The 22196-nt window shown below is 72.3% G+C and carries 16 protein-coding genes and 10 pseudogenes; 17 read left to right on the top strand and 9 right to left on the bottom strand.

The genetic code is table 11. From position 1 onward, the window contains the following. Nucleotides 1–18 precede the first annotated feature (18 nt). Both FF86_RS59545 and FF86_RS59535 read left to right on the top strand, forming a co-directional pair. A pseudogene (locus FF86_RS59545) lies at nucleotides 19–274 on the top strand (DUF4184 family protein); the annotation flags it as partial. Nucleotides 275–288: 14 nt separating this feature from the next. After that, nucleotides 289–765, top strand: a 477-nt coding sequence (locus FF86_RS59535; protein ID WP_242419770.1) for a DUF4184 family protein, incomplete at its 5' end; no start/stop codon positions are given. A 54-nt stretch (nucleotides 766–819) separates the two neighbouring features. Here the strand turns inward: FF86_RS59535 and FF86_RS28170 are convergent. The 7 genes and pseudogenes from FF86_RS28170 to FF86_RS59510 form a co-directional block, all read right to left on the bottom strand. Next, on the bottom strand, nucleotides 820–1566 hold the full coding sequence (locus tag FF86_RS28170; protein ID WP_044888194.1) for an SDR family NAD(P)-dependent oxidoreductase: 747 nt from the start codon (nucleotides 1564–1566) through the stop codon (nucleotides 820–822). A 147-nt stretch (nucleotides 1567–1713) separates the two neighbouring features. Then, a pseudogene (locus FF86_RS59530) lies at nucleotides 1714–1993 on the bottom strand (arsenic resistance protein); the annotation flags it as partial. Between the two features lies 1 nt (nucleotide 1994). Further along, a pseudogene (locus FF86_RS59525) lies at nucleotides 1995–2521 on the bottom strand (arsenic resistance protein); the annotation flags it as partial. Between the two features lies 1 nt (nucleotide 2522). Continuing rightward, a pseudogene (locus FF86_RS63300) lies at nucleotides 2523–2733 on the bottom strand (hypothetical protein); the annotation flags it as partial. A gap of 232 nt (nucleotides 2734–2965) precedes the next feature. Continuing rightward, nucleotides 2966–3447: pseudogene (locus FF86_RS59520) on the bottom strand (sensor histidine kinase); the annotation flags it as partial. 1 nt (nucleotide 3448) lies between these two features. Beyond that, nucleotides 3449–4085, bottom strand: a pseudogene (locus tag FF86_RS59515) (histidine kinase dimerization/phospho-acceptor domain-containing protein); the annotation flags it as partial. 1 nt (nucleotide 4086) lies between these two features. Continuing rightward, nucleotides 4087–5421: universal stress protein (locus tag FF86_RS59510; RefSeq protein ID WP_242419769.1), on the bottom strand; the 1335-nt coding region annotated here is incomplete at its 3' end. Nucleotides 5422–5679: 258 nt separating this feature from the next. Here FF86_RS59510 and kdpF point away from each other — a divergent pair. From kdpF to FF86_RS28130, 6 genes and pseudogenes are all read left to right on the top strand, one after another. After that, the gene (kdpF, locus tag FF86_RS28155; protein WP_044888197.1) at nucleotides 5680–5769 is read left to right on the top strand and encodes a K(+)-transporting ATPase subunit F; all 90 of its coding nucleotides are present in this window, start codon (nucleotides 5680–5682) and stop codon (nucleotides 5767–5769) included. Beyond that, entirely contained in the window at nucleotides 5769–7478 is a 1710-nt protein-coding gene (gene kdpA, locus FF86_RS28150) for a potassium-transporting ATPase subunit KdpA (protein WP_044888198.1), read from the top strand. The genes kdpF and kdpA overlap by 1 nt, the downstream gene beginning before the upstream one ends. Next, a complete protein-coding gene (gene kdpB, locus FF86_RS28145; protein WP_044888199.1) occupies nucleotides 7478–9793 on the top strand; it encodes a potassium-transporting ATPase subunit KdpB in 2316 nt (771 codons plus the stop codon). The genes kdpA and kdpB overlap by 1 nt, the downstream gene beginning before the upstream one ends. 3 nt (nucleotides 9794–9796) lie before the next feature. Next, nucleotides 9797–10699: a potassium-transporting ATPase subunit C gene (locus FF86_RS28140; RefSeq protein WP_055871243.1), complete on the top strand. Its 903-nt coding sequence runs from the start codon at nucleotides 9797–9799 to the stop codon at nucleotides 10697–10699. 110 nt (nucleotides 10700–10809) lie between these two features. After that, nucleotides 10810–11592 carry a response regulator gene (locus tag FF86_RS28135; protein WP_044888201.1) on the top strand — a complete coding sequence of 261 codons (783 nt, stop codon included), beginning with the start codon at nucleotides 10810–10812 and terminating at the stop codon, nucleotides 11590–11592. Nucleotides 11593–11756: 164 nt separating this feature from the next. Further along, nucleotides 11757–13466, top strand: a pseudogene (locus tag FF86_RS28130) (protein kinase); the annotation flags it as partial. A 506-nt stretch (nucleotides 13467–13972) separates the two neighbouring features. Here FF86_RS28130 and FF86_RS28125 read toward each other — a convergent pair. After that, nucleotides 13973–15028 carry a magnesium transporter CorA family protein gene (locus FF86_RS28125; protein WP_044888202.1) on the bottom strand — a complete coding sequence of 352 codons (1056 nt, stop codon included), beginning with the start codon at nucleotides 15026–15028 and terminating at the stop codon, nucleotides 13973–13975. Nucleotides 15029–15778: 750 nt separating this feature from the next. Between FF86_RS28125 and FF86_RS28120 the strand changes: the two genes are divergently transcribed. The 7 genes and pseudogenes from FF86_RS28120 to FF86_RS59490 form a co-directional block, all read left to right on the top strand. Beyond that, nucleotides 15779–15967, top strand: coding sequence for a hypothetical protein (locus tag FF86_RS28120; protein ID WP_044888203.1), 189 nt, complete (start codon nucleotides 15779–15781; stop codon nucleotides 15965–15967). Nucleotides 15968–16095: 128 nt separating this feature from the next. Then, nucleotides 16096–17799: pseudogene (locus FF86_RS28115) on the top strand (APC family permease); the annotation flags it as partial. 60 nt (nucleotides 17800–17859) lie between these two features. Beyond that, nucleotides 17860–18087 (top strand): hypothetical protein (locus tag FF86_RS59505; RefSeq protein WP_242419768.1); only part of this gene is annotated, 228 nt, incomplete at its 5' end. A 296-nt stretch (nucleotides 18088–18383) separates the two neighbouring features. Beyond that, nucleotides 18384–19238 (top strand): ABC transporter ATP-binding protein, encoded by an 855-nt coding sequence (locus FF86_RS28110; protein ID WP_044888209.1) that lies wholly within the window; start codon nucleotides 18384–18386, stop codon nucleotides 19236–19238. Between the two features lie 13 nt (nucleotides 19239–19251). Then, nucleotides 19252–19878: pseudogene (locus FF86_RS64455) on the top strand (SDR family NAD(P)-dependent oxidoreductase); the annotation flags it as partial. A 1-nt stretch (nucleotide 19879) separates the two neighbouring features. Beyond that, nucleotides 19880–20315, top strand: a pseudogene (locus FF86_RS59495) (SDR family NAD(P)-dependent oxidoreductase); the annotation flags it as partial. Between the two features lies 1 nt (nucleotide 20316). Continuing rightward, nucleotides 20317–20484, top strand: a 168-nt coding sequence (locus FF86_RS59490; RefSeq protein ID WP_242419771.1) for an SDR family oxidoreductase, incomplete at its 5' end; no start/stop codon positions are given. A gap of 168 nt (nucleotides 20485–20652) precedes the next feature. Here FF86_RS59490 and FF86_RS28100 read toward each other — a convergent pair. After that, on the bottom strand, nucleotides 20653–21111 hold the full coding sequence (locus tag FF86_RS28100) for a response regulator (protein ID WP_044888205.1): 459 nt from the start codon (nucleotides 21109–21111) through the stop codon (nucleotides 20653–20655). A 443-nt stretch (nucleotides 21112–21554) separates the two neighbouring features. Here FF86_RS28100 and FF86_RS28095 point away from each other — a divergent pair, with 443 nt between their 5' ends. Together FF86_RS28095 and FF86_RS28090 are read left to right on the top strand one after the other, a co-directional pair. Then, on the top strand, nucleotides 21555–21881 hold the full coding sequence (locus FF86_RS28095; protein ID WP_242419767.1) for a hypothetical protein: 327 nt from the start codon (nucleotides 21555–21557) through the stop codon (nucleotides 21879–21881). A gap of 17 nt (nucleotides 21882–21898) precedes the next feature. After that, nucleotides 21899–22196 (top strand): transposase domain-containing protein (locus FF86_RS28090; RefSeq protein ID WP_199865838.1); only part of this gene is annotated, 298 nt, incomplete at its 3' end.

Genomic DNA, 22196 nt, shown 5'->3' with positions numbered 1-22196 from the left:
CGTGCCGATCTGCGCGTTGTGGGGTTGAGGGTGCCGTTCACGTTGAGCCATCCGGCGGCGGTGCTGCCGCTGCGGCGCCTCGGCCTGCCGATGAGCGCGATGGTGGCCGGGTCGATGGTTCCCGACGTGCCGGTGTTCTTCGGGTGGCCGGAGCTGTACCGGCTCACGCACAGCCTGCTCGGTGTCGTGACCGTCGTTCCGGTGCTGTCGCTGGCCGCGTTGGGACTGTGGTTTCACCTGATTCGCGACGCCCTGGCCGATCTGGCCCCGGATCNGGTCCGGTTGCGNCTGGCTGCGCGGGCGCGGCTCACGGGACGCCAGTGGCTGCTGGCACCGGTGGCCGCGAGCGTGGGAGCCGTGACGCACGTCGTCTGGGACGACTTCACCCACAAACAGCGGTGGGGCGTCCGCCAGGTGGCCTGGTTGAGCGCCGAGCACGGCGCCCTGCCCGGCTACAAGTGGCTCCAGTACGGCATGAGCGTGGCCGGGCTGGTCGTCGTGGCGGTGGCGATCGTCGCCCACCTGCGGGCACTGCCACGCCGAGCGCAGCGGCCACGTCGGCACCCGTCGGGGTCGGTGGTTCTTCCGGTGGTGGGGGCCCTCGCCGCGGGGGCCGGAGCCGGCGGCGGCCTGGCGAACGCGTCAGACGGGCTGCATGCCGTCACCTTTCACGGCGCCGTCACCGGCGTGTTGGCCCTGGTGGCCGGGTTACTTCTGGTCGCCGCCGGATGGCAGGTGGCAAGGCGGAGGCCGACGCCCGGGTAATCCGTGTAACGGTGACGGCCCGCGNCGGTCGCGCGCGGCTGCTCACCGGAACGGTCAGTCCCACATGAGTCCGCCGTCGATGAGCAGGGAGTGGCCGGTGATGAAGCCGGCCTCGTCGGAGAGCAGGTAGGCGACGGACCCGGCGACCTCCTCCGGGGTGCCGATGCGCCCCATCGGGACGAGGGAGGCCCACTCCGCCTGCTGCTCGGGGCCGTAGCCGGCCAGCCCCTCGGTGAGGATCGTGCCGGGGCACACCGCGTTGACGCGGATGTTGCGCCGGGCGTACTGCAGCGCCGCGTTCTTCGTCAGGCCGACCACGCCGTGCTTGGCGGCGGTGTACCCGGCCATCGACGGCGCGTTCTTCACCCCCGCGTTCGATGCCATGTTCACGATCCGGCCGTGCCCCGCATCGACCATGTGACCGAGCTCGGCGCGCATGCAGAGGAACACGCCCCGCAGGTCCACCCCGAGGACCCGGTCCCAGTCCTCGACCGACAGCAGATGCAGGTCCGTCGGCGCGTGCGCGACGCCCGCGTTGTTCACGGCCATGTCCAGGCCGCCGAGCACCGACACGGCGGTGTCGAACAGCTCGGTGACGCTGGCGGGGTCGGCGACGTTCGCCGCCACGAAGGTCGCCTTGCCGCCATGGTCGGCGATGCGCTGGACGGTCTCCTGACCGCCCTTCTCGTCGATGTCGGAGACCACGACCTGAGCACCGTCGGCCGCCAGCCGCAGCGAGACGGCGCGGCCCAGCCCCGAACCCGCCCCCGTGACGACGACTCCCGCTCCATCGAATGACACGACAACTCCCTCGTGACAGTCCCCCGTGAACGTTGTTGTCCTGCGGGTTCATCCTGCTCGGAAAGGGCGTACCTACCCGTTCGTGCCATCGTCTGTCTGCTCACATCACCGGCCCGGACGATCACATCACCGGCCCGGCCGCGCACCTCACCGGTCGGGTAGCAGGCGGGGGACCGCGCGGACGTAGACGATCATGCCGAGGACCTCGACGAGGGTCTGGGTGACGACGACGGCGGCGGCGATCGCGAACCGGTCGGGCAGCGACAGGGCCAGCGGCAGCACGACGAGCGAGTTGCGGGTGGCCCCGCTGAACACCACCGCCCGGGCGGCGGGGACATCCAGGCGGAACAGCCGGGCGACGCCGAGCCCGGTGACCGCCATGACGACGAGGAAGGCCACATACGCGGGCACGACGGCGGCCACCTCGNCGAGGTCGTCGTCGATCTTCGGAGTCTGCGACGCGACGACCGTGACCAGGACGATGACCATGAGCGGCACCATCGCCGTCCCGGCCGTCCCGGCGAACGCCGCGCCCACGGGCCGGCGCGCGGCCCACGCCTGCACCGTCCAGGCCAGCGCGAGCGGGACGACGATCAGGCCGCCGAACGCCGCGAGGAACGGTCCGATCTCGACGACGTCGGCGAGCCCCGGGCCGAGGAAGGCCAGCAGGAACACCGGCAGCAGCAGCATCTGCGCGGCCAGCAGCACCGGCGTGGCGGCCAGCAGCGCGCCGGCGCGGGCACCCGCGAGCCCGCTGAACACGATCACGTAATCGACGCACGGGCACAGCAGGACGAGCAGCACCCCGAGCCGCACGGCCTGGGCGTCGGGCAGCAACGGCAGCATCGTGGCGACGACGCCCGGGACGACGACGAAGTTCACGGTGAGCACCGCGGCGAGGAACCGTCCCGCCCGCAGCGACCGCACCAGCTCGGCCGCCGGCACCTGCAGGAACNTCACGAACAGCAGCGCGCCGAGCGCCGGGTTGATCGCCTGCTCCAGGAACCTCGGCCCGGCTCCGGGCCCGGCGAGCCCCACGACCGCCCCGCCGGCGATGGCCCCCAGATAGATCGGCACCTGCCACCGCTCCAGCGCCCCGGTGATCCGCTCTCGCACCCGTCCCCTTCCGCTGCCGTCCTCCTCCAGGTCGTCGGCCCAGCCCCCCATGCGGAGGCAGTGTGCATGGGAGCGGCGCCGTCTGTCTCTTCCGCAGGGATAATTCGGACACCGAGCCCTGTGGAAGAACCAGGTGGCCGCTCTCCCACGCAGTTCCTAGGCGAGGTCGTCGACGGGCGCCGGCGAACGGGCGGCGGGGCCGAGGTCCGCGTCGTCGAGGGCGGTCAGGGACGGGGGCGGCTCGGCGGCAGGCAGGCTGACCACCATCGTCAGGCCGCCGCCNGGGGTGTCCTCGGGGGTGAGGGTGCCGTTCATCGCCTCGGTCAGCCCCCGGGACAGGGCGAGCCCGAGGCCGACGCCGGTGGTGTTGTCCCGGTCGCCGAGCCGTTGGAACGGCTGGAAGACCTGGTCGCGGTGGGCGGCGGGGATGCCGGGGCCGTGATCGACCACGCGCAGCTCCACCCGGTCGGCGAGGCTGCTCGCGGTGATGACCGGGGGGCGTCCGGGCGGGGCGTGCCGCAGCGCGTTGCCGACGAGGTTCACCAGCACCCGTTCGAGCAGCGCCGGGTCGGCGTCGATCGTCGGCAGGTCGTCGGGGATGTGGATGGCGATGTGCCGGGCGGGCGGGCCGAGCTCGTCGAGGGCGTGCGGGACGACGTCGTCCAGCCCGATCGGACGGGGGAACACGCTCAGCGCGCCGGCCTGCAGCCGGGACATGTCGAGCAGGTTCTCCACCAGGCGGGTGAGCCGGTCGAGGGACTCGTCNGCGGTGGCGAGCAGCTCGTCGCGCTCGTCCCGGCTGAGCACGGCCTCGGCGGAGCGCAGGCCGGTCACGGCGGCCTTGGCGGCGGCGAGCGGGGTGCGCAGGTCGTGACTGACGGCGGCGAGCAGCGCGGCGCGGACCCGGTCGGCCTGGGCGATGGGCACGGCCTGCGCGGCGGCCTCGGCCAGGCGGCGCTGTTCGAGGGCGACGGCGGCCTGCGCGGCGAAGGCGGCGAGGATGCGGCGGTCGGCGGCCGGCAGCGGCCGCCCGGTCAGCGTGAGGGCGAGGCTGTCGCCGATGGGGACGTCCACCGCACCGTCCTCGGGCCGGGTGCAGGGGTCCGGGCCGACGCTGAGGACAGCCCGCCAGCCGTCGCCGTCGCGTTCGAGCAGGGTCGCCGAGGTCATGGCGAAGGTCTCCCGAGCCCGGTCGAGCAGGGCGGGCAGCGCGTCCTCGCCGCGCAGCACGCTGCCCGCGAGCACCGACAGCGTCGCCGCCTCCGCGGAGGCGCGCACCGCCTGGCCGTAGCGGCGGGCGGAGATGTCGACGACCCGGCTGACCATCGCCGCGACCAGGACGAATCCGGCCAGGGCGAGGGCGTTGTTGCCGTCCTCGATGGCCCAGTGGTGCAGCGGCGGGGNGAAGTAGTAGTTCAGCAGCAGACAGCTGGCCAGGGCGCACAGCAGCGCCGGCCAGAATCCGCCGATCAGCGCCACCGTCACCACGATGATCAGGTAGCCGAGCATCTCGGTGGCCAGGTTGAGGGTTCCGCGGGCCTGGACCAGCCCCGCGGTCAGGGCGGGGACGAGCGCCAGGGTCAGCGCGGTCGCGATCAGCCGGCGGCGCGGGGTGAGCCCGCTGCGCACGCGCGGCAGCCGCCAGCCGGTGCCGGCCTCGGCGTGGGTGACCATGTGCACGTCGATCGGCCCGGACAGGTTCGTGGTGGTGACGCCGATGCCGGGGCTGAGGATCCGGGCGAGCCGGCCGCGGCGGCTGGCGCCCAGGACGAGCTGGGTGGCGTTCTCCGCGCGGGCGAAGTCGAGCAGCGCCGTCGGCACGTCGTCGCCGATCACCTGGTGGAAGCTGCCGCCGAGGCTGTCGAGGAGGGACCGCTGCCCGGTCAGGGCCGCGGGGTCGGCGCCGGTGAGTCCGTCGGAGCGGGCGACGTGCACGGCGAGCAGCTCCGCGCCCTTGGTCCGGGAGGCGATCCGGGCCGCGCGGCGGATCAGGGTCTCGCCCTCCGGGCCGCCGGTGAGCGCGACGACGACCCGCTCGCGGGTCTCCCACGTCCCACCGATGTGGTGCTCGGCCCGGTACCGGTCGAGCTGGTCGTCGACCTTGCCGGCCAGCCACAGCAGGGCGAGTTCGCGCAGGGCGGTGAGGTTGCCGGGGCGGAAGTAGTTGGCCAGCGCCGCGTCGACCTTGTCCGGGGCGTAGATGTTGCCGTGGGCCATCCGCCGCCGCAGCGCCTCCGGGGCCATGTCGACGAGTTCGACCTGGTCAGCCTGGCGGACCACCGCGTCGGGCACGGTCTCCCGCTGCGACACCCCGGTGATCGTCTCGACGACGTCGTTGAGTGACTCCAGGTGCTGGACGTTGACGGTGGAGATGACGTCGACGCCGGCGGCGAGCAGCTCCTGGACGTCCTGCCAGCGCTTGGCGTTGCGGCTGCCGGGGACGTTGGTGTGGGCGAGCTCGTCGACGACCGCCACCGCGGGGCGCCGGGCCAGCACTGCGTCGAGGTCCATCTCGGTGAAGGTGGCGCCGCGATGGTCGGCGAACCGGCGGGGGATCACCTCCAGCCCGTCGAGCATCTCGGCGGTGTGCTGGCGCGCGTGCGTCTCGACCAGGCCGACGACGACGTCGGTGCCCCGGTCGCGGCGGCGGCGGGCCTCGTCGAGCGCGGCGTAGGTCTTGCCCACCCCGGGCGCCGCCCCCAGGTAGATGCGCAGTGTTCCGCGTGGCACGCCACCCATCGTGCTCCTGTCCGGCCTGGGCGGGAACCATCGGAAGGTCCGGACAGGCCGCTTTTTCAAGATCGGTGTTAGCGGGCCGTGAGAAACCCGCCGGACGGCGTGAGAACCGCGTGAGTGATCGCCATTTTCGGTTTTCGTCGCGCTTTACTGGGCCCCTGCCGGGATGAAGGAGGGGCGCATGCAAGACGTGGTGTACGTCCTGCTGACGCTGGGATGTTTCGCACTGCTGGCGCTGGTGCTGCGAGGGGTCGAAAGGCTGTGAACGCGGAGAACATCGCCGGATTGGTGCTGTCGATCGGGTTGGGGATATTCATCGTCGCGGCGCTGCTGTTCCCGGAGCGGTTCTGATGTCGACGTCCGTCGCCGGCGTCCTCGCCGTGGCGCTGCTGGTCGCCGCGCTTTTCGTCACCTACCGCCCGTTCGGCGACCACATGTACCGGGTCTTCACCGGCAGCCGCCACCTGCGGGTCGAGCGGGCGATCTACCGGCTGACCGGGGTGAACCCCGACGCGGGCCAGCGCTGGGGCGTCTACGCCCGCAGCGTGTTGGCCTTCTCGCTGGTCAGCGTGCTGCTGCTGTACCTGCTCCAGCGCATCCAGGAACATCTGCCGCTCAACCTCGGGTTCGGCGCGGTGGGGCCGGCGCTGGCCTGGAACACCGCGGTGAGCTTCATGACGAACACCAACTGGCAGGCGTACTCGGGCGAGTCGACCATGGGCCACACCGTGCAGATGACGGGCCTGGCGGTGCAGAACTTCGTCTCGGCGGCCGTGGGCATCTCGGTCGCGGTGGCGGTGGTCCGCGGCCTCGCGCGGCGCCGGTCGCCGGTCGCGACCAGCGCAGGCAGCCGGGATGACCTGGTCGGCACGGGCGACGAGATCGGCAACTTCTGGGTGGACCTCACCCGGACGGTGATCCGGATCCTGCTGCCGGTCTGTGTGCTCGCGGCGATCGTCCTCATCGCCGGCGGGGCGATCCAGAACCTGCACGGCAACCGGGTGGTGTCCACCCTGGCCGGCGGCCATCAGGCGATCACCGGCGGGCCGGTCGCCAGCCAGGAGGCCATCAAGGAGTTCGGCACCAACGGCGGCGGCTTCTACAACGTCAACTCGGCGCACCCGTTCGAGAACCCGACGTCGTGGACGAACCTGTTCGAGATCTACCTGCTGCTCGCGATCGGCTTCTCGCTGCCGCGCACCTTCGGCCGGATGGTCGGCGACCGTCGCCAGGGCCTGGCGATCGTCGCGGTCATGGCCGCGCTCGCCCTCGGCAGCTTCGCGGTGAACGCCGCCTTCCAGACCGCGCACCACGGGACGGTGCCGGTCGCGGTCGGCGCGGCGACGGAGGGCACGGAAACCCGGTTCGGCGTGCCGGACTCGGCATTGTTCGCCAGCGGCACGACGCTCACCTCCACCGGTTCCGTCAATTCTTTCCACGATTCCTACACGAGCCTGGGCGGCGCCACCCTGCTGGTCAACATGATGCTCGGCGAGGTCGCGCCCGGCGGCACCGGGTCCGGCCTGTACGGAATGCTCGTACTGGCCGTCGTCACCGTATTCGTCGCCGGGTTGATGATCGGGCGAACACCCGAGTACCTCGGGAAGAAAATAGGTTCCCGGGAGATCAAGTTCGCGTCGCTGTACTTCCTGGCCACCCCGGCGATCGCCCTGCTCGGCACCGGGATCGCGATGGGCCTGCCCGGTGAGCGCGCCGGCATGCTCAACTCCGGGGCGCACGGCCTGAGCGAGGTGCTCTACGCCTTCACCTCGGCGGCGAACAACAACGGCTCGGCGTTCGGCGGCCTCACGGTGAACACCACCTGGTACAACACCGCGCTGGGCCTGGCGATGCTGTTCGGCCGGCTGCTGCCGATGCTGCTGGTGCTCGGGATGGCCGGCTCCTTCGCCCGCCAGCAGCCGGTCCCGGCGACCGCCGGGACGCTGCCGACGCACCGGCCCCAGTTCGCCGGGATGCTCGGCGCCATCGCCGTGATCATCGTTGCGCTGACGTTCTTCCCCGCCCTCGCCCTCGGCCCGCTCGCGGAAGGGATCCACTGATGAGCACCACCACCGTCATCGCCGCGCCCGGCGCCGCGCCGCGTCCGGGCCGGGGCGGGCCGCGGCGGGTCGGCGGCGGCCTGCTCGATCCCCGCCAGCTCGGCCGCTCGCTGCCCGCGGCGCTGCGCAAGCTCGACCCTCGAACCCTGTGGCGCAACCCGGTCATGCTCATCGTCGAGGTCGGCGCGGCGTTCACGACCGTGCTCGCGATCGCCGACCCGTCCGTGTTCGGCTGGCTGATCACCGTGTGGCTGTGGCTCACGGTCGTCTTCGCGAACCTCGCCGAGGCCGTCGCCGAGGGCCGCGGCAAGGCCCAGGCCGCCGCGCTGCGTCGCACCCGCACCGACACGATCGCCCGCCGCCTGACCGGCTGGTCGCCTGGCCAGCCCGCCCCCACCGCCGACGCGGTCGCCGCGCCCGACGCGGTCGTCGCGCCCGACGCGGTCGCGGCGGCCGGCGGTGCGGGGGAGCGCGTCTCGGTGGAGGAGGTGCCGGCGCCCGGGCTCGTCCGGGGGGACATCGTCCTCGTGGTCGCCGGGGAGATCATCCCCGGCGACGGCGACGTCGTCGAGGGCATCGCCAGCGTCGACGAGTCGGCGATCACGGGGGAGTCCGCGCCGGTGATCCGCGAGTCCGGCGGCGACCGGTCGTCGGTCACCGGCGGGACGAAGGTCCTCTCCGACCGGATCGTCGTGCGGATCACCCAGCAGCCCGGCGAGAGCTTCATCGACCGGATGATCGGCCTGGTCGAGGGCGCCGACCGACGCCGCACCCCGAACGAGATCGCGCTGAACATCCTGCTCGCCGCGCTCACCGTCATCTTCCTGCTCGCCGTCGCCACCCTCCAGCCGCTGGCGATCTACACCAAGGCACAGCAGCCCGCCATCCCCGACTCGGCGGCGCTGACCAGTCACGGGATCACCGGCATCGTGCTGGCGTCCCTGCTGGTCTGCCTCATCCCGACGACGATCGGGGCGCTGCTGTCCGCGATCGGCATCGCCGGGATGGACCGGCTGGTCCAGCGCAACGTGCTCGCGATGAGCGGCCGGGCGGTCGAGGCGGCCGGCGACGTCAACACGCTGCTGCTCGACAAGACCGGCACGATCACCTTCGGCAACCGGCAGGCCCGCGGGTTCCTCCCGGTCGCCGGGGTCGGCGAGGCCGTCCTGGCCGACGCCGCCCAGCTTTCCTCGCTCGCCGACGAGACGCCGGAGGGCCGCTCGGTCGTCGTGTTCGCCAAGGAGCATCACGGCCTGCGCGAACGCTCACCCGGCGAGCTGCGCGCGGCGACGTTCGTCCCCTTCACCGCGCAGACCCGGATGTCCGGCGTCGACCTCGCCGACCCGGACGCCGGGGCCGCGCCCGAGACCGGCGTCGAGGTGCGCCGTCAGATCCGCAAGGGGGCGGCCAGCGCGGTGATCACGTGGGTGCGCCAGGCCGGCGGGACGGTGCCCGCCGAGCTCGGCGAGATCGTCGACGGAATCTCCGCCGCCGGCGGGACGCCACTGGTCGTCGGGGAGATCACCGGCACCGCCGCAGCCGCCGACACTGCCGCGGGCGCGGCGGCGCACGCGCGGGTGCTCGGCGTCATCCAGCTCGCCGACGTCGTCAAGTCCGGCATGCGGGAGCGGTTCGACGAGATGCGCCGGATGGGCATCCGCACCGTGATGATCACCGGCGACAATCCGCTCACCGCGAAGGCGATCGCCGAGGAGGCCGGCGTCGACGACTTCCTCGCCGAGGCCACCCCGGAGGACAAGCTCGCGCTGATCCGCGCCGAGCAGGCCGGCGGCAAGCTCGTCGCGATGACCGGCGACGGCACGAACGACGCCCCGGCGCTCGCCCAGGCCGACGTCGGCGTCGCGATGAACACCGGCACCTCCGCCGCGAAGGAGGCCGGCAACATGGTCGACCTCGACAGCGACCCGACGAAACTGATCGAGATCGTCGAGATCGGCAAGCAGCTCCTGATCACTCGTGGGGCGCTGACGACGTTCTCCATCGCCAACGACGTCGCCAAGTACTTCGCGATCATCCCGGCGATGTTCGCCGGCGTCTACGGCGGGCTCGACAGCCTGAACATCATGCGGCTGGCCACCCCCGAGTCGGCGATCCTGTCCGCCGTCATCTTCAACGCGCTCATCATCGTCGTCCTGATCCCGCTGGCCCTGCGCGGCGTGCGCTACACGCCGAGCAGCGCCTCCGCCCTGCTCTCGCGCAACCTGTCCCGCTACGGCCTCGGCGGGATCATCGCGCCGTTCGTCGGCATCAAGATCATCGACCTGCTCGTCCAGTTCATCCCGGGGGTGGGTTGACCCATGTTCGCGCGACTGCCCGGCTGGGCCCGCCAGCACCTGGCCGCCCTGCGGATCCTGCTCGTGTTCACCGTCGTCGTCGGTCTCGCCTACCCGCTGGCGATCCTCGCCGTCGCCCAGCTCCCCGGCCTGCACCACCGCGCCGACGGCTCGTTCGTCAGCGGCGCCGACGGCCGGCGGGTCGGCTCGTCGCTGATCGGCCAGTCGTTCACCGACGCCGACGGCAACGCCGTGCCGCGCTACTTCCAGAGCCGGCCGTCGGCCGCCGGGGACGGCTACGACCCGACGTCCACCTCGGCGTCGAACCTCGGTCCGGAGGACGTCGTCGACAGCGTCGACGACCCGGCCACGCGTGGCACCGACGAGTCCCGGCAGAGCCTGCTCACCCAGGTCTGCGCGCGCAGCCAGGCGGTCGGGGCGCTCGACGGCGTCGACGGCCGCCGGCCGTACTGCACCCCCTCCGGAGTCGGCGCCGTGCTCGCCGTCTACCACGCGGGGCCCGGCTACGACGGCCGGGTGACGCGGGTCGTCAGCGCCAACGAGCCGTGCCCGACCCGCCCGTTCCTTGCCACCTATGCCGGCGTGCCGGTGCGCTGCCGGTCGCTGACCGATGACATCGCCGCCGGCCAGCGCGTCCTGATCCGCGGTGACGCCCCCGCGCACCCCGCCGTCCCCGCGGACGCGGTCACCGCCAGCGCCAGCGGCCTCGACCCGCAGATCAGCACCGCCTACGCTGACCTTCAGGTCAGCCGGGTGGCCCGGGTCCGCGGCCTGCCCGCGGGCCAGGTCGCCGCGCTCGTGCGGGACCATACGACCGGCCGGAGCCTCGGCTTCCTCGGCGAACCGGCGGTCAACGTGCTCGGCCTCAACCGGGCGCTGGACGCGCTCACCCCGGCGCGGCGGTGAGCCCGGCCGGGTCGGGTGCGTCGGCCGGATCGGGTGCGTCGGCCCGGTCGGGTGGGGCGGCCGGGTCGGGTGGGGCCGCCGGGCCGGGTGGCGAGGGGAGCGGGGAGCCGGTGGGACGCATCCTGATCGTCGAGGACGAGCCGCAGTTGCTGCGTGCGATGCGGATCAACCTGCATAGCCGCGGCCACGAGGTCCGCACCGCCGTCGACGGCGGCCACGCGTTGCGCGAGGCCGCCAGCCACCCGCCCGACCTGGTCGTGCTCGACCTCGGCCTGCCCGACCTCGACGGCATCGACGTCATCCGCGGCCTGCGCGGCTGGACCAGCGTGCCGATCATCGTCCTGTCCGGCCGCACCTCCGGCCACGACAAGATCGCCGCCCTGGACGCGGGCGCCGACGACTACGTCACCAAGCCGTTCTCCGTGGAGGAGCTCCTCGCCCGCATCCGCGCTGTCACCCGCCGCGCCGGCGGCGTCGAGACCGGCCCGGTCATCATCATCGGCCGCCACCGCATCGACTTCGCCGCCAAGGCCGTCACCACCCTCCCCGACCCCGCGGCACCCCCAGCCGACGGCGGTACTCCCGGCGCCGCCGAGACCGCAGGCACCGGCGCGGCGGCCGCCGAGGCCGGGGCCGCCGAGGCGGGGCAGGTGCCCGAGGCGGTGCGGCTGACGCCGACCGAGTGGCGGCTGCTGGCGACCCTGGTCCGCGAGCCCGGCAAGCTGATCAGCTCGCGGTCCCTCCTTGACCAGGTCTGGGGCCCCGGTCACGCCGACGACACCTCGTCCCTGCGGCTCTACGTCAACCGCCTACGCCGCAAACTCGAACCCGACCCGTCCCGCCCCCGCCACCTCACCACCGAACCCGGCATGGGCTACCGCTACCAGCCGTAAGGCCGTCACAAGACGCTCGAACAAGCCGTTCTTGCAGGTCAGCGGGTCCGACCGCTTTTTCTCGGCAAATAGTTTGCCCCGAAAGAACCGGCGACCGGCCGATTGGCTATGTTGTTGCCCCGTCAGCGCGACAATGCAGGCGCACGAAGCGGTGGGGACACGGCATGGCGATGAGGCTGGGTAGTTCATACACCCTGGAATCCCTGATCGGGCGGGGTGGGATGGGGGAGGTGTGGCGTGGGCAGGACCAGTCCGGCCGAGTCCTTGCCGTCAAGCTCCTGCTGCCGGAACTCACCACCGACGAAAAAATAGTCGCCCGGTTCATGCGGGAACGATCGGTACTCACCCGCATTCAGTCGCCGTTCGTGGTCCAGGTCTGGGATCTGGTCGCCGAGCACGGCCGGCTGGCCATTGTGATGGATTTCATCGAGGGTTCCGACCTGCGCCAGTACCTGCGTTCCCGGGGAACCCTGTCCCCGGCGGAGGCGGTCGCCCTGACCGCCGACATTCTGACCGGTCTCGGCGTCGCCCACGACCTCGGCATCGTCCACCGCGACCTCAAACCCGCGAACGTCCTGCTCGACGGCGACGGCCCGATGCTGCACCCCAAGGTGACCGATTTCGGCATCGCCAGCGTGATGGACGGCTCCACCGAGCTGACCACCAGTCAGGGCATCCTCGGCACGCCGACCTACATGGCCCCGGAGATGGTCGCCGGCGGTGAGGTCGGTCCGCCCGCGGACGTCTACGCCGCCGGCATCATGCTCTACGAGCTGGTCAGCGGGGTTACACCGTTCGCCGGACTGATGCCGCTGGCCGTCATGCGCGCCCACGTCGACCTTCTGCCCGGTCGTCCCCCCGACCTCGACGACGCGCTGTGGACCGTCCTGTCGGCCATGCTCGCGAAGAACCCCGGGGACCGCCCCGGGGTGGCCGACCTGCGCGCGCTGCTGCCCAGCCTCGCGGGCCGACCCGCGAGGCCGCCGCTCGGCTCGCCGCCGCCCGCCACGACCGGACCGCAGCCGGGCTTGGCCGACGCCGCTCATCCGTGGGTCGCCGCCCCGCCACCGGCACCGGACCCGGGGACGTCGGACCCGGTGACGTCGGACCCGGCAGTGTCGGACCCGGCAGTGTCGGACCCGGCGACGTCCGACCCGGCAGTGTTGGCACCGGCAGTGTCGGACCCGACGACGTCCGACCCGCCAGTGTTGGCACCGGCAGCGTCGGGTCCGGCTGCGGGGGCGCCCGGGCCGGTGTCGGGCCGCCCTGACAGTCCGATAGTCACCTCCCGCAACGGCAGAACGCAGGGCCGCCGCTGGCGGCGGGTGTCGGTCATCGTTGCCGTGGTGGCGGTGGTCCTCACTGCCGGGGCGACGGCGTTGGAGCGCGCGGTGAACAACGGGTCGGACCCGGACCCCCAGCAGAACCTGGCGGCCAGCCACCCGGGACCCGCCCGACCGTCGACCACATCCGCATCCACGGCGACTGCCGCCGCATCCACCGCCACCGCCACCGCCGTCGCATCCCCGGCCACCGCTGACGCAGCCTCGGCCAGCACCGAACCCGGCAGCGCGGCGCCGGCCGCGCCCACCACCGGGACCGGATCGCACCCGGCGTCGGACCCTGTGGCCAGGCCCGGCGCCGGCAGCGCCTCGACCGGGCTCGCGGTTCCCGCCGCCGCACCGGCCGTTACCGGGTCGCAGCCGCTGGCCGTGAGTTCAGGCAAGGCCGCGCCCGCACCGGCACTGGCGGCTCCTCCGGCCCAGCCGACGACCAAGTCCTGGGCCGACACCGCGACCGGCGCCTGCCTCGACAGCGACGGCTCCAGGATTTACACGCTCGACTGCAACGGTGGCGAATGGCAGCAGTGGACTNGGGACGGGCTCCGGTTCCGCAACCTTCATACCGGTACCTGTATGGTCAGCACCGCCGGCGGGTACACAGCGGACGGCACCGCAATGCCGGACGCCCTCTACGCGACCACCTGCGACGGGTCGGCCGGCCAGCAGTGGGTGGTCGCGTCGAGCACCCGCTTCGGACAGGCCTTCCGCAACGCGGGAACGGGTAAATGCCTGGACAGCAATCACGAAAGCCCGAACGGAACCGGATACCAGGCATACACCCTGCCCTGCAGCGGCAATAATTATCAGAACTGGACCTAGGAAAGGGACCNCTGCCGTCGGGCAGCCGGCGGGCCAGCACCGCGCGGCCTGCTGCGTGGCCGTCACGCCGACGGGGTCAGCATCGTGGTGACCTGGCTGCTGGTCAGATTCACGCCGAAGTACTGGCGGTAGAAGGACGTGACCTCGGCGCGGTTCCGCGGTTCCGCCGAACACCCTGATCGTCGACTGTGGGGGTTCGCGCTGAGCGCGCGGCAGGGCTACCACCAGCCGCGGCGGCGCGCCCAGCGCAGCACGGTCGCGGACATGGCGGCCATGACGGCCAGGACGATGAGGAGTTCGGGGTATCGGGAGCGGTCGTTGACGATGAGGTTCATGCCGAGCACCGAGGACAGGGCGGTGATCGGGAGGGTGACGGCGGCGATGACGGCAAAGCGTTCGGCGGCAATGGTCATTTTCGTCTCGGTCAGGGTGCGGTAGAACTCGATCACTCCCTGCAGGTAGTCGCGCTGCGCGTCGGCGAGGGCGCGGATGCGGTCGAACTGGTCGGCAAGGTCGTCGACGAGCGGGCGCGCGGCCAGCAGGGCCCGGATCGCGACGCTGTCAGGCGCCACCGGGGTCGGGTGCCCGCCGGGCGGGCCGGGCGGGCCGGGTGGTGCGGTGCGGGCGAGGACGGACAGCCGGTCGAGGGCCTCCCGACCCAGGGCGCCCATGGTGCGCACGGCCAGCAGTCCGTGGCGGGCGCGGAACAGCTCGTCGAGGAGCTGCTCGGGATCGCCGAGATGACCGCCGGTGACGCGCTGTTCGAGGCGCCACACCTCGCCGGTCGTCGCCTCGATGAACGCCTCCTGGCGCCGCGCCAGCGCCGAGCCGATCGCGTAGACGAGGTCGAACGGGGAGGTCGGGCGCAGCCGGCCCGTGTCGAGCCGGGCCGCGATCTCGCCGGTCTCCCGCAGCATCGCCGCCAGGTCGACGGCCGGGTTCGCCGGCCCGTGCACGGTGACGAGGTAGCGGGGCCCGATGAACTGATCAAGCTCGACGTAGTGCACATGGCCACCCGCGCCGCGTTCGGGCGCGTGCAGCACGACGAACACGTGATCGGCGTAGGCCCGGACCTTGGGCACCCGGTTGCGTTCCACGCAGTCGCGCACGGCGAGAGGATGGAACCCGAAGATGTCGGACAGCACCTGGGTCCCGGCGTCGTCGCAGCTCGGCATGTCCACCCAGACCAGCCCCTCGCCGGCGGCGATGAGCCCGCGCAGCGCCTCGGCGGGGTGCCGTTCGACCCCCGCGTCGGTCAGCAGGCGGATCTCCACGCCGATCAGCCCCCCTCGAACGCTCGCCGCACCCGGTGGCGCCGCAGTTGCCTGCCGTCGGCACGGGACGGCCGGCCGCGCTGCGCCGCGTTCCATCCGCCCGATCGGACCATTCGGTGGAAATTCCGGTTCCCGCGCGGATCCGCGATGAATGAATGTCACGTCCGCGCGGTGTGCCGCGGGAAATGATAGCCATCGGGGGCCTCCAGTCGCGATCCAGACCCTGAGCCGGGCGGCGGTGATGTTAGTGGCGCGTGATAACGCCCGGCATTCCCGTTAGTGTTCTGCGAGTGTTCGCCGTGATTCCGGCCGGTCGCGATTCACTGTAGGTGGACCGGTCCGGAACGCACGTGAGGTGATCATCGTGTCCGGGGATGGACGAGCGCCGCGAGCTCGCGGCCGGGGTCGCAGGGGGGGCGTCGCGGTCGCCGGGGTCGGCTGGTGGCGGCGGATCCGCGGCGCGCTGCCCCGCGCGGCGCCCGGTGGCGGCGACCCCCGTTGTCCGGCGGACCTGGCGGCGTTCGTCGCGTTCGTCGGCCCGCTGGCGATCTGCGGACTGCTGGCCCGCCTCGGCGCGACGCCGCCGGTGGCCGTCGAGGTGGCGCTGCTCGCGCTGCTGACCGCGACGATCGGCTGGTTCGCCCGCCCCGCTGCGGGGCGCTATGCGTCGTCTGTGGGGCGCTGTGCCTCAACGGCTTCCGGCTCCATGAGCTTGGTACCCTCGCGCCGCATCCGGCCACCGACCTGGCGGTGCTGGGCGCGCTGGCGGCCACGTGGCTCGCCGCCTGGTCCGCCCGGGCGCTGTCGTTGCGGATCGTGTCGTTGCGCGCGGGCGTGGGCTGGCCGCCGACGGGACCTTCGGTGCGCGAGACAGTCGTCCCCGACATTCCGAGCCAACGGGTCTCGCCCGGCACCGGCACCGGCTCAGACTCCCGCTGAACGCGGCGTTAGCGTGGCGTGAGAAAACGCGGGGTCGGCGTTAGCATCCCGTGAGAGATTGTCGCGCCGCGCCTGCACCGCGGTTGACTCCCATCGGATGCCGGTGTGGGCGGAGGTGGGGCGCGGCGATGGCCGGTGATGTGGCGCGGCGGCTGCTGGTGGGGCGGCCGATGCGCAGTGAGCGGCTGGCCGAGACCGAGCTGCCCAAGTGGCTGGCCCTGCCGGTGTTCTGCAGCGACCCGCTGTCATCGGTGGCGTACGCGACCGAGTCGATCCTCGTCGCGCTCGCCGCCGGCGGGCTGACGCTCTACCACGTCAGCCCGTACATCGCGGCCGGGGTGGCGCTGACCCTGCTGGTGGTCGTCACGTCCTACCGGCAGACGGTGCACGCCTACCCGAACGGCGGCGGCGCCTACGTCGTCGCCTCGGAGAACCTCGGGCGGACCGCGGGGCTCGCGGCGGCCAGCGCCCTGCTCGTCGACTACGTGCTCACCGTGGCCGTGTCCGTCGCCGCCGGCGTCGGCAACATCGTCTCCGCGGCGCCGGGTCTCGCGGGTGACGCGCTGCCGATCGCGCTCGGGTTCGTCTCCCTGCTGATGTTGATGAACCTGCGCGGGGTGCAGGAATCCGGGCGGATCTTCGCGATCCCGACGTACGGGTTCGTCCTCGGCATCTACGTGATGTTTGCCTGGGCCGCCTACAAGGGCCTCGCCGGCCAGCCGATGCGCGCCGAGACCGCCGGTTACCGGCTCCGGGCGACCAGCTCGACGTCCGGTGTCCTCGCGGTGCTGCTCATCCTGCGCGCCTTCGCGAACGGGTGCACGGCGCTGACCGGCGTCGAGGCGATCAGCAACGGCGTGCCGGCGTTCCGGCGGCCCAAGAGCCGCAACGCCGCGGCGACCCTGTCCGCGATGGCGGCGCTGGCGGTCACGATGTTCGTCGGCATCACGATCCTCGCGCTGGTCAGCGACGTCCACATGGCGGACAGCCCGGCAGACTATGTCGGGCTGCGCCCCGGGACCGAGGTGCCGACCGCGATCTCCCAGATCGGCGCGGCGGTGTTCGGCAAGACGTTCTTCTTCTACTGGAACACCGTCTTCACCGCCGGCATCCTCATCCTGGCCGCGAACACGGCGTTCAACGGCTTCCCGGCGCTCGCCTCGATCCTCGCCCGCGACCGGTTCCTGCCCCGCCAGCTCTACAACCGCGGCGACCGGCTCGTGTTCAGCAACGGCATCGTGCTGCTCGCCGTCGCCGCCGGGCTGCTGCTGGCGGCCTTCGACGCCGACACCCAGTCACTGATCCACCTGTACATCATCGGCGTGTTCGTCTCGTTCACCCTCAGCCAGGCCGGCATGGTGCGGCACTGGCAGCGCGCGCTGGCCGCCCCAGAGCGGGCCTCGGCCGGGGGTGCCGCTGGCGGGGGAGAGGGCTCGGATGCCGCGGCCCGGCGGCGCACCCGCCGATCCCAGGCCATCAACGCCGTCGGGGCGACCGTCACCGCGCTCGTCCTCGTGATCGTCCTGGCGAGCAAGTTCCTCGAGGGCGCCTGGATCGTCGTGGTGGCGATGCCGCTGCTGTTCGCGCTGATGACGGGCATCCGCCGGCACTACGACCGGGTCACCGAGACGCTGCATGTGCCCGATCAGGTGCGGCTGGTCCGGCCGAGCCGCAACCATGTGATCGTCCTGGTCTCCCGCCTGCACATGCCGACCGTGCGGGCACTGTCCTACGCCCGGGCGCTGGCCCCGAGCGAGCTGGAGGCGGTGACCGTCGCCGTCTCCCGCGAGGAGGCGCAGGCCCTGCTCGAGGACTGGGAGAGCCACGGCGTCNACGTGCCGCTACGGATCCTTGACTCGCCCTTCCGGGAGATCACCCGGCCGGTGCTCGGNCACGTGCGCTCGCTGCGCCGCGCGGGCCCGCGCGACGTCGTCACCGTCGTCATCCCGGAGTACGTGGTCACCCACTGGTGGCAGCACCTCCTACACAACCAGAGCGCCCTGCGGATCAAGGCCCGGCTGCTGTTCCAGCCCGGTGTGGTCGTGATCAGCGTGCCGTGGCGGATCGACCGCCCGCCCCCGGACGCGGCCTCCCCGGTGGTCCTGGACCGATCGGGCTAGCGGCCCGTGACGGTGCGGGGGATCAGGTCGCAGTGGAGGTTAAGTGAGGGTAGCCTAACCAAATATTCGAGGGCCTCGGCTGGTCGGCCGGGATGTCCGCGGGGCGCGGGTCCACCGGTGCCCCGCGCGGACACCTCCGGCGGCAGCCTGGCAACGGGGGAGGACGGGTGACGCTCGCACCCTGGCGGCGGCTGAGCCCGGCGGCCCGCTCCGCCCAGCCCGGGCTGGCCCCGGAGACCGCACCGCCGGCTCCGGAAAGCGTCGGCGATCTGCCGGCTCCGGGCGGTACCGGCGATCTGCCGTCGGCCTGCGACGGTGCCGACCGCCCGCCCGCCCGGCTGCTCGGCGAGGGGCTGACCCTCGCCTACGATCGGCGCATCGTCGCGCAGGGCCTCGCGGTGCGCATCCCCGACGGCGCGTTCACCGTGGTCGTGGGTCCCAACGCCTGCGGCAAGTCCACCCTCCTGCGCGCCCTGGCCCGGGTGATGCGGCCGGCCGCCGGCACGGTTCGTCTCGACGGCGCGCAGATCGCGTCGCTGCCGTCGAAGGAGATCGCCCGGCGCCTCGGCCTGCTGCCGCAGACCGCGATCGCGCCGGACGGCATCACCGTCGTCGACCTCGTCAGCCGCGGCCGGTATCCGCACCAGACGGTCTGGCGTCAGTGGTCCACCCGCGACGAACAGGTCGTGCGCGAAGCCATGGCGGTCACCGGCGTCACCGATCTCGCGAGCCGGTTCGTCGACGAGCTGTCCGGCGGGCAACGCCAGCGGGTGTGGCTCGCGATGACGCTGGCGCAGGAGACGCCGATCCTCCTGCTCGACGAACCGACCACCTACCTCGACATCACCCACCAGTTCGACGTGCTGGACCTGTGCGCTGACCTGCACGAGAATCACGGCCGTACGCTGGTCGCCGTCCTGCACGACCTCAACCAGGCCTGCCGCTACGCCACGCACCTCGTTGTGATGGCCGCCGGCCGCATCGTCGCCGAGGGCCCGCCCGCCGAGATCGTCACCGCGGAGCTGATCGAGACGACCTTCGGACTCGCCTGCCGGGTGATCCCCGACCCCGAGACGGGCACCCCGATGATCATTCCTGCCGCCCGGCGCCGGGCGTCCTCGCCGACGGCCGGGGTCGCCCCGGCGGGCTGACCTCACTGACCGGATGCGCGGCGGGCCGAGGGCGCCGTTGAGTGGTGATCCGCGGAGCCGCCCGCCCCGGAGGGCATCCCAAGCCTCCAAATCGGTTAGATCATATGATTTGAACGGTGTTGCGGGTCACAGTCGACGGGTCGTCGGCGACGGCGGTCCGGCATCGGGGTCGAGGCCGCGCCTCGGCGGTCGGCCGCCCGCCGAGGCGCGCGGACCGGCACGCGGCGTTGGCCCCGGCGTGGGCTGGGCCCCTTCCCTGCGAGCCAGGCAGAGTCATCCCCGAGAGTCAGTCGGGGCCATCCCCGAGAGCCAGGAGGAGCAGATGACAGCAGCACCGGAAGCCGCCACAGGCTTATCCGCCACCTCCGCCGGACCGTCGGCCACCGAGCCCGTCGTACCCCCGGCCCCCGTGTCGCCGGCCCCCGTGCCGAGGACGGAGCCGACGGCCGAGGGGCGCTTTGCCGGGACCGTCGTCCTGGTCACCGGCGCCGGCCGCGGGCTGGGGCGCACGATCGCCGAGGCGTTCGCCGTCGAGGGCGCCACGGTCGTCGTCGCCGCCCGGACCGCGCGGTACGGCGAGCGCACCGTGCGGGAGTTCCGTGAGCGGGGGCTGTCGGCCTCCCTGGTGCTCGGCGACCTGNCCGAGCGGGCCGACGTCGCGAAGATGTTCGACGAGGCGGTCACCCGACACGGGGCGCTGGATGTGGTCGTCCACAGCGCCGCCGACAACGCTCAGGGGCTGCTCGCCGAGATCGACGACGACGCGCTCGACTACCTGCTGCGCAGCAACGTTCACGCGCTGCACTGGATCACCCGGGCGGCGGTGCCGCACCTGAGGCGGTCGAAGCTTCCCGGGCGGATGATCTTCATCTCCTCGGGTGCGGCGAACCGCGTCTTCTCGCCCGGCCTGAACGCCTACGGCTCCACGAAGGCGTACCTGGAGTCGTTCGCCCGCGGCCTGGCCGGCGAGCTCGGTCCGCTCGGCGTGCGGGTCAACGTCGTCGGTCCCGGCCTGACCGTGACCGAACGGATGCTCGGCCACCTCACCCACGCCCAGGCCGACTCGCTGGCCAGCACNTACCCGCTCGGCCGCGCGGGCCTGCCCGAGGAGATCGCCGCGGCGGTGCTGTTCCTCGCCTCCCGGGAGGCCTCCTACATCACCGGTGCCTCCCTGCTCGTCGACGGCGGGGCGAGCATGGTCCCCTTCCCGGCTCGCGGTGCCATGAACGACTCCACCAGCCACTGACCCGGCCAGCGCACTGACCCGGCCGGCGCACTGACCCGGCCAGCGATTTCAAGGCCGACCCCGGCCGCATCGTGCGGCCGGGGGACGTCCGAATGGCCGGTCAGGGTTTTGTCACCCGTGGGTCAGGTAGCGAGCCGATATTCCCGGTCGGGGGCGGAGTCCGGCTGGTTACGAATTTCTTGCCTTCTGGTCAGTCGGCGGAAGGCGGACCTCGGTCAGGAAGAACTCGTCGATTCTGCGCACCACCTCGGCGAACTGATCGAGATTGGCGGGTTTGGTGACGAAGGCGTTGGCCTGCAGGTCGTAGCAGGCGGCGACATCCGCTGCCGCGGCCGACGCGGTGAGCACGACGACGGGGATCGATCGTAGATCGACATCGGCCTTGAGCTCGGCGAGTACCTCCCGGCCGTCCCGGCGCGGGAGGTTCAGGTCGAGCAGGATCAGGTCGGGTCGCCGCGCCATTCGGCCCGCTCCGAGGGTGCGTAGATACGTCATCGCGGCCACCCCGTCCGCGGCCACCCGCAACTGCGCCGGCACTCCCTGGTCCAGTAACGCCACCTGGATCATCAGGGCATCGCCGGGATCATCCTCCACCAGGAGAACTTCGGTCGGAGCCGAATCCGGCACTGAACCTCCTCACGCCCGGATCTGCCTTCATTCGCTCTCGTAATACCATTTCGCGGGAAGTGGCCGCCGGCTCCGGGGAGCCCCCTCGCCACCCGCGGGCCCGCCGTGGCCGGGCCCGCCATCGGCCAGCGCACCGCGTCCCGAGGCCCCACCGACCGGCGGGGCCGCCGCGTGGCGGGCCGCTCACCGGCACCGGTCGTGAGAACGCCGCCGGAGATGCGCGTCGGCGGTGGGAAAGCGGCCGGCTCCGGGTATAACCGGATCACCGGCGACCAGCGGATCAGAAGGGCAGCCGATTTCCGGGTGGCGCCGCGTCGCGGTCGGCTGCGACTGCTTCTCGCGCGCCGCGGACCACGGCAGACGGCCGAAAGGCGGGTGTGGCAGTGGAATGTGGCGAACCGGTCCTCTGGGGAATCTCCTTCGACGCGACCCCCATCTCGGGCGTGGTGGTCGAGTTCGTGAAGACTGCCCGGATTCTCCACCAGCGCGGCTACCGCGTCCACCTCGACCTCGGGTACGACGTGAAGGCCGACAAGAACGCGTTCTTCCAGCCCTATCGGGACGAGGCCGCGCTATTGCCGGACTGGGTTCGACTGGCCCGGATCGACGGGCTCGACGCCACGCCGGGATATGACGCGGATTTCGTGACCGCCGTGCTGCGGGAGGTGGTCCAGGCCGGCGATGAGCGGCTCGTGCCGCAAATCGACACGGTCGCCGAACAGATCAGTCGCCGTGTCGTCGACACCCAATACCAGGAACTTAGGTTCTGATCGTGTAGGTTCGAGGGGTGCCGAGACGCGGTCAGGTGAAGGAGAAGCCCGAGGACCGGTTGGTGGACCGGGTCGGGCTGGGGGTGCTGGCGGCGCAGTTCCCGGACGCGCTGGTCGACCGGGTGGTCACCGAGACCGGTCGTCGCGAGAAGCGGACGCGGGACCTGCCCGCGGCGCTGATGGTCCGGTACGTGGTCGCGTTGGCGTTGTTCCCCTCGGATGGCTACGACGAGGTGATGCGGCAGGTGAAGGTCGCCGACGACTGGCTGGCAGACAGTGCCGGGCCGGTGAAGGTGCCGGCGACCACGGCGATCA

The sequence above is a fragment of the Frankia sp. CpI1-P genome (assembly GCF_001421075.1).
GTDB classification, from domain to species: domain Bacteria; phylum Actinomycetota; class Actinomycetes; order Frankiales; family Frankiaceae; genus Frankia; species Frankia torreyi.
The sequence above is the reverse complement of the archived record's forward strand: the minus strand, read 5'-3'. Positions and strand labels throughout refer to the sequence as shown.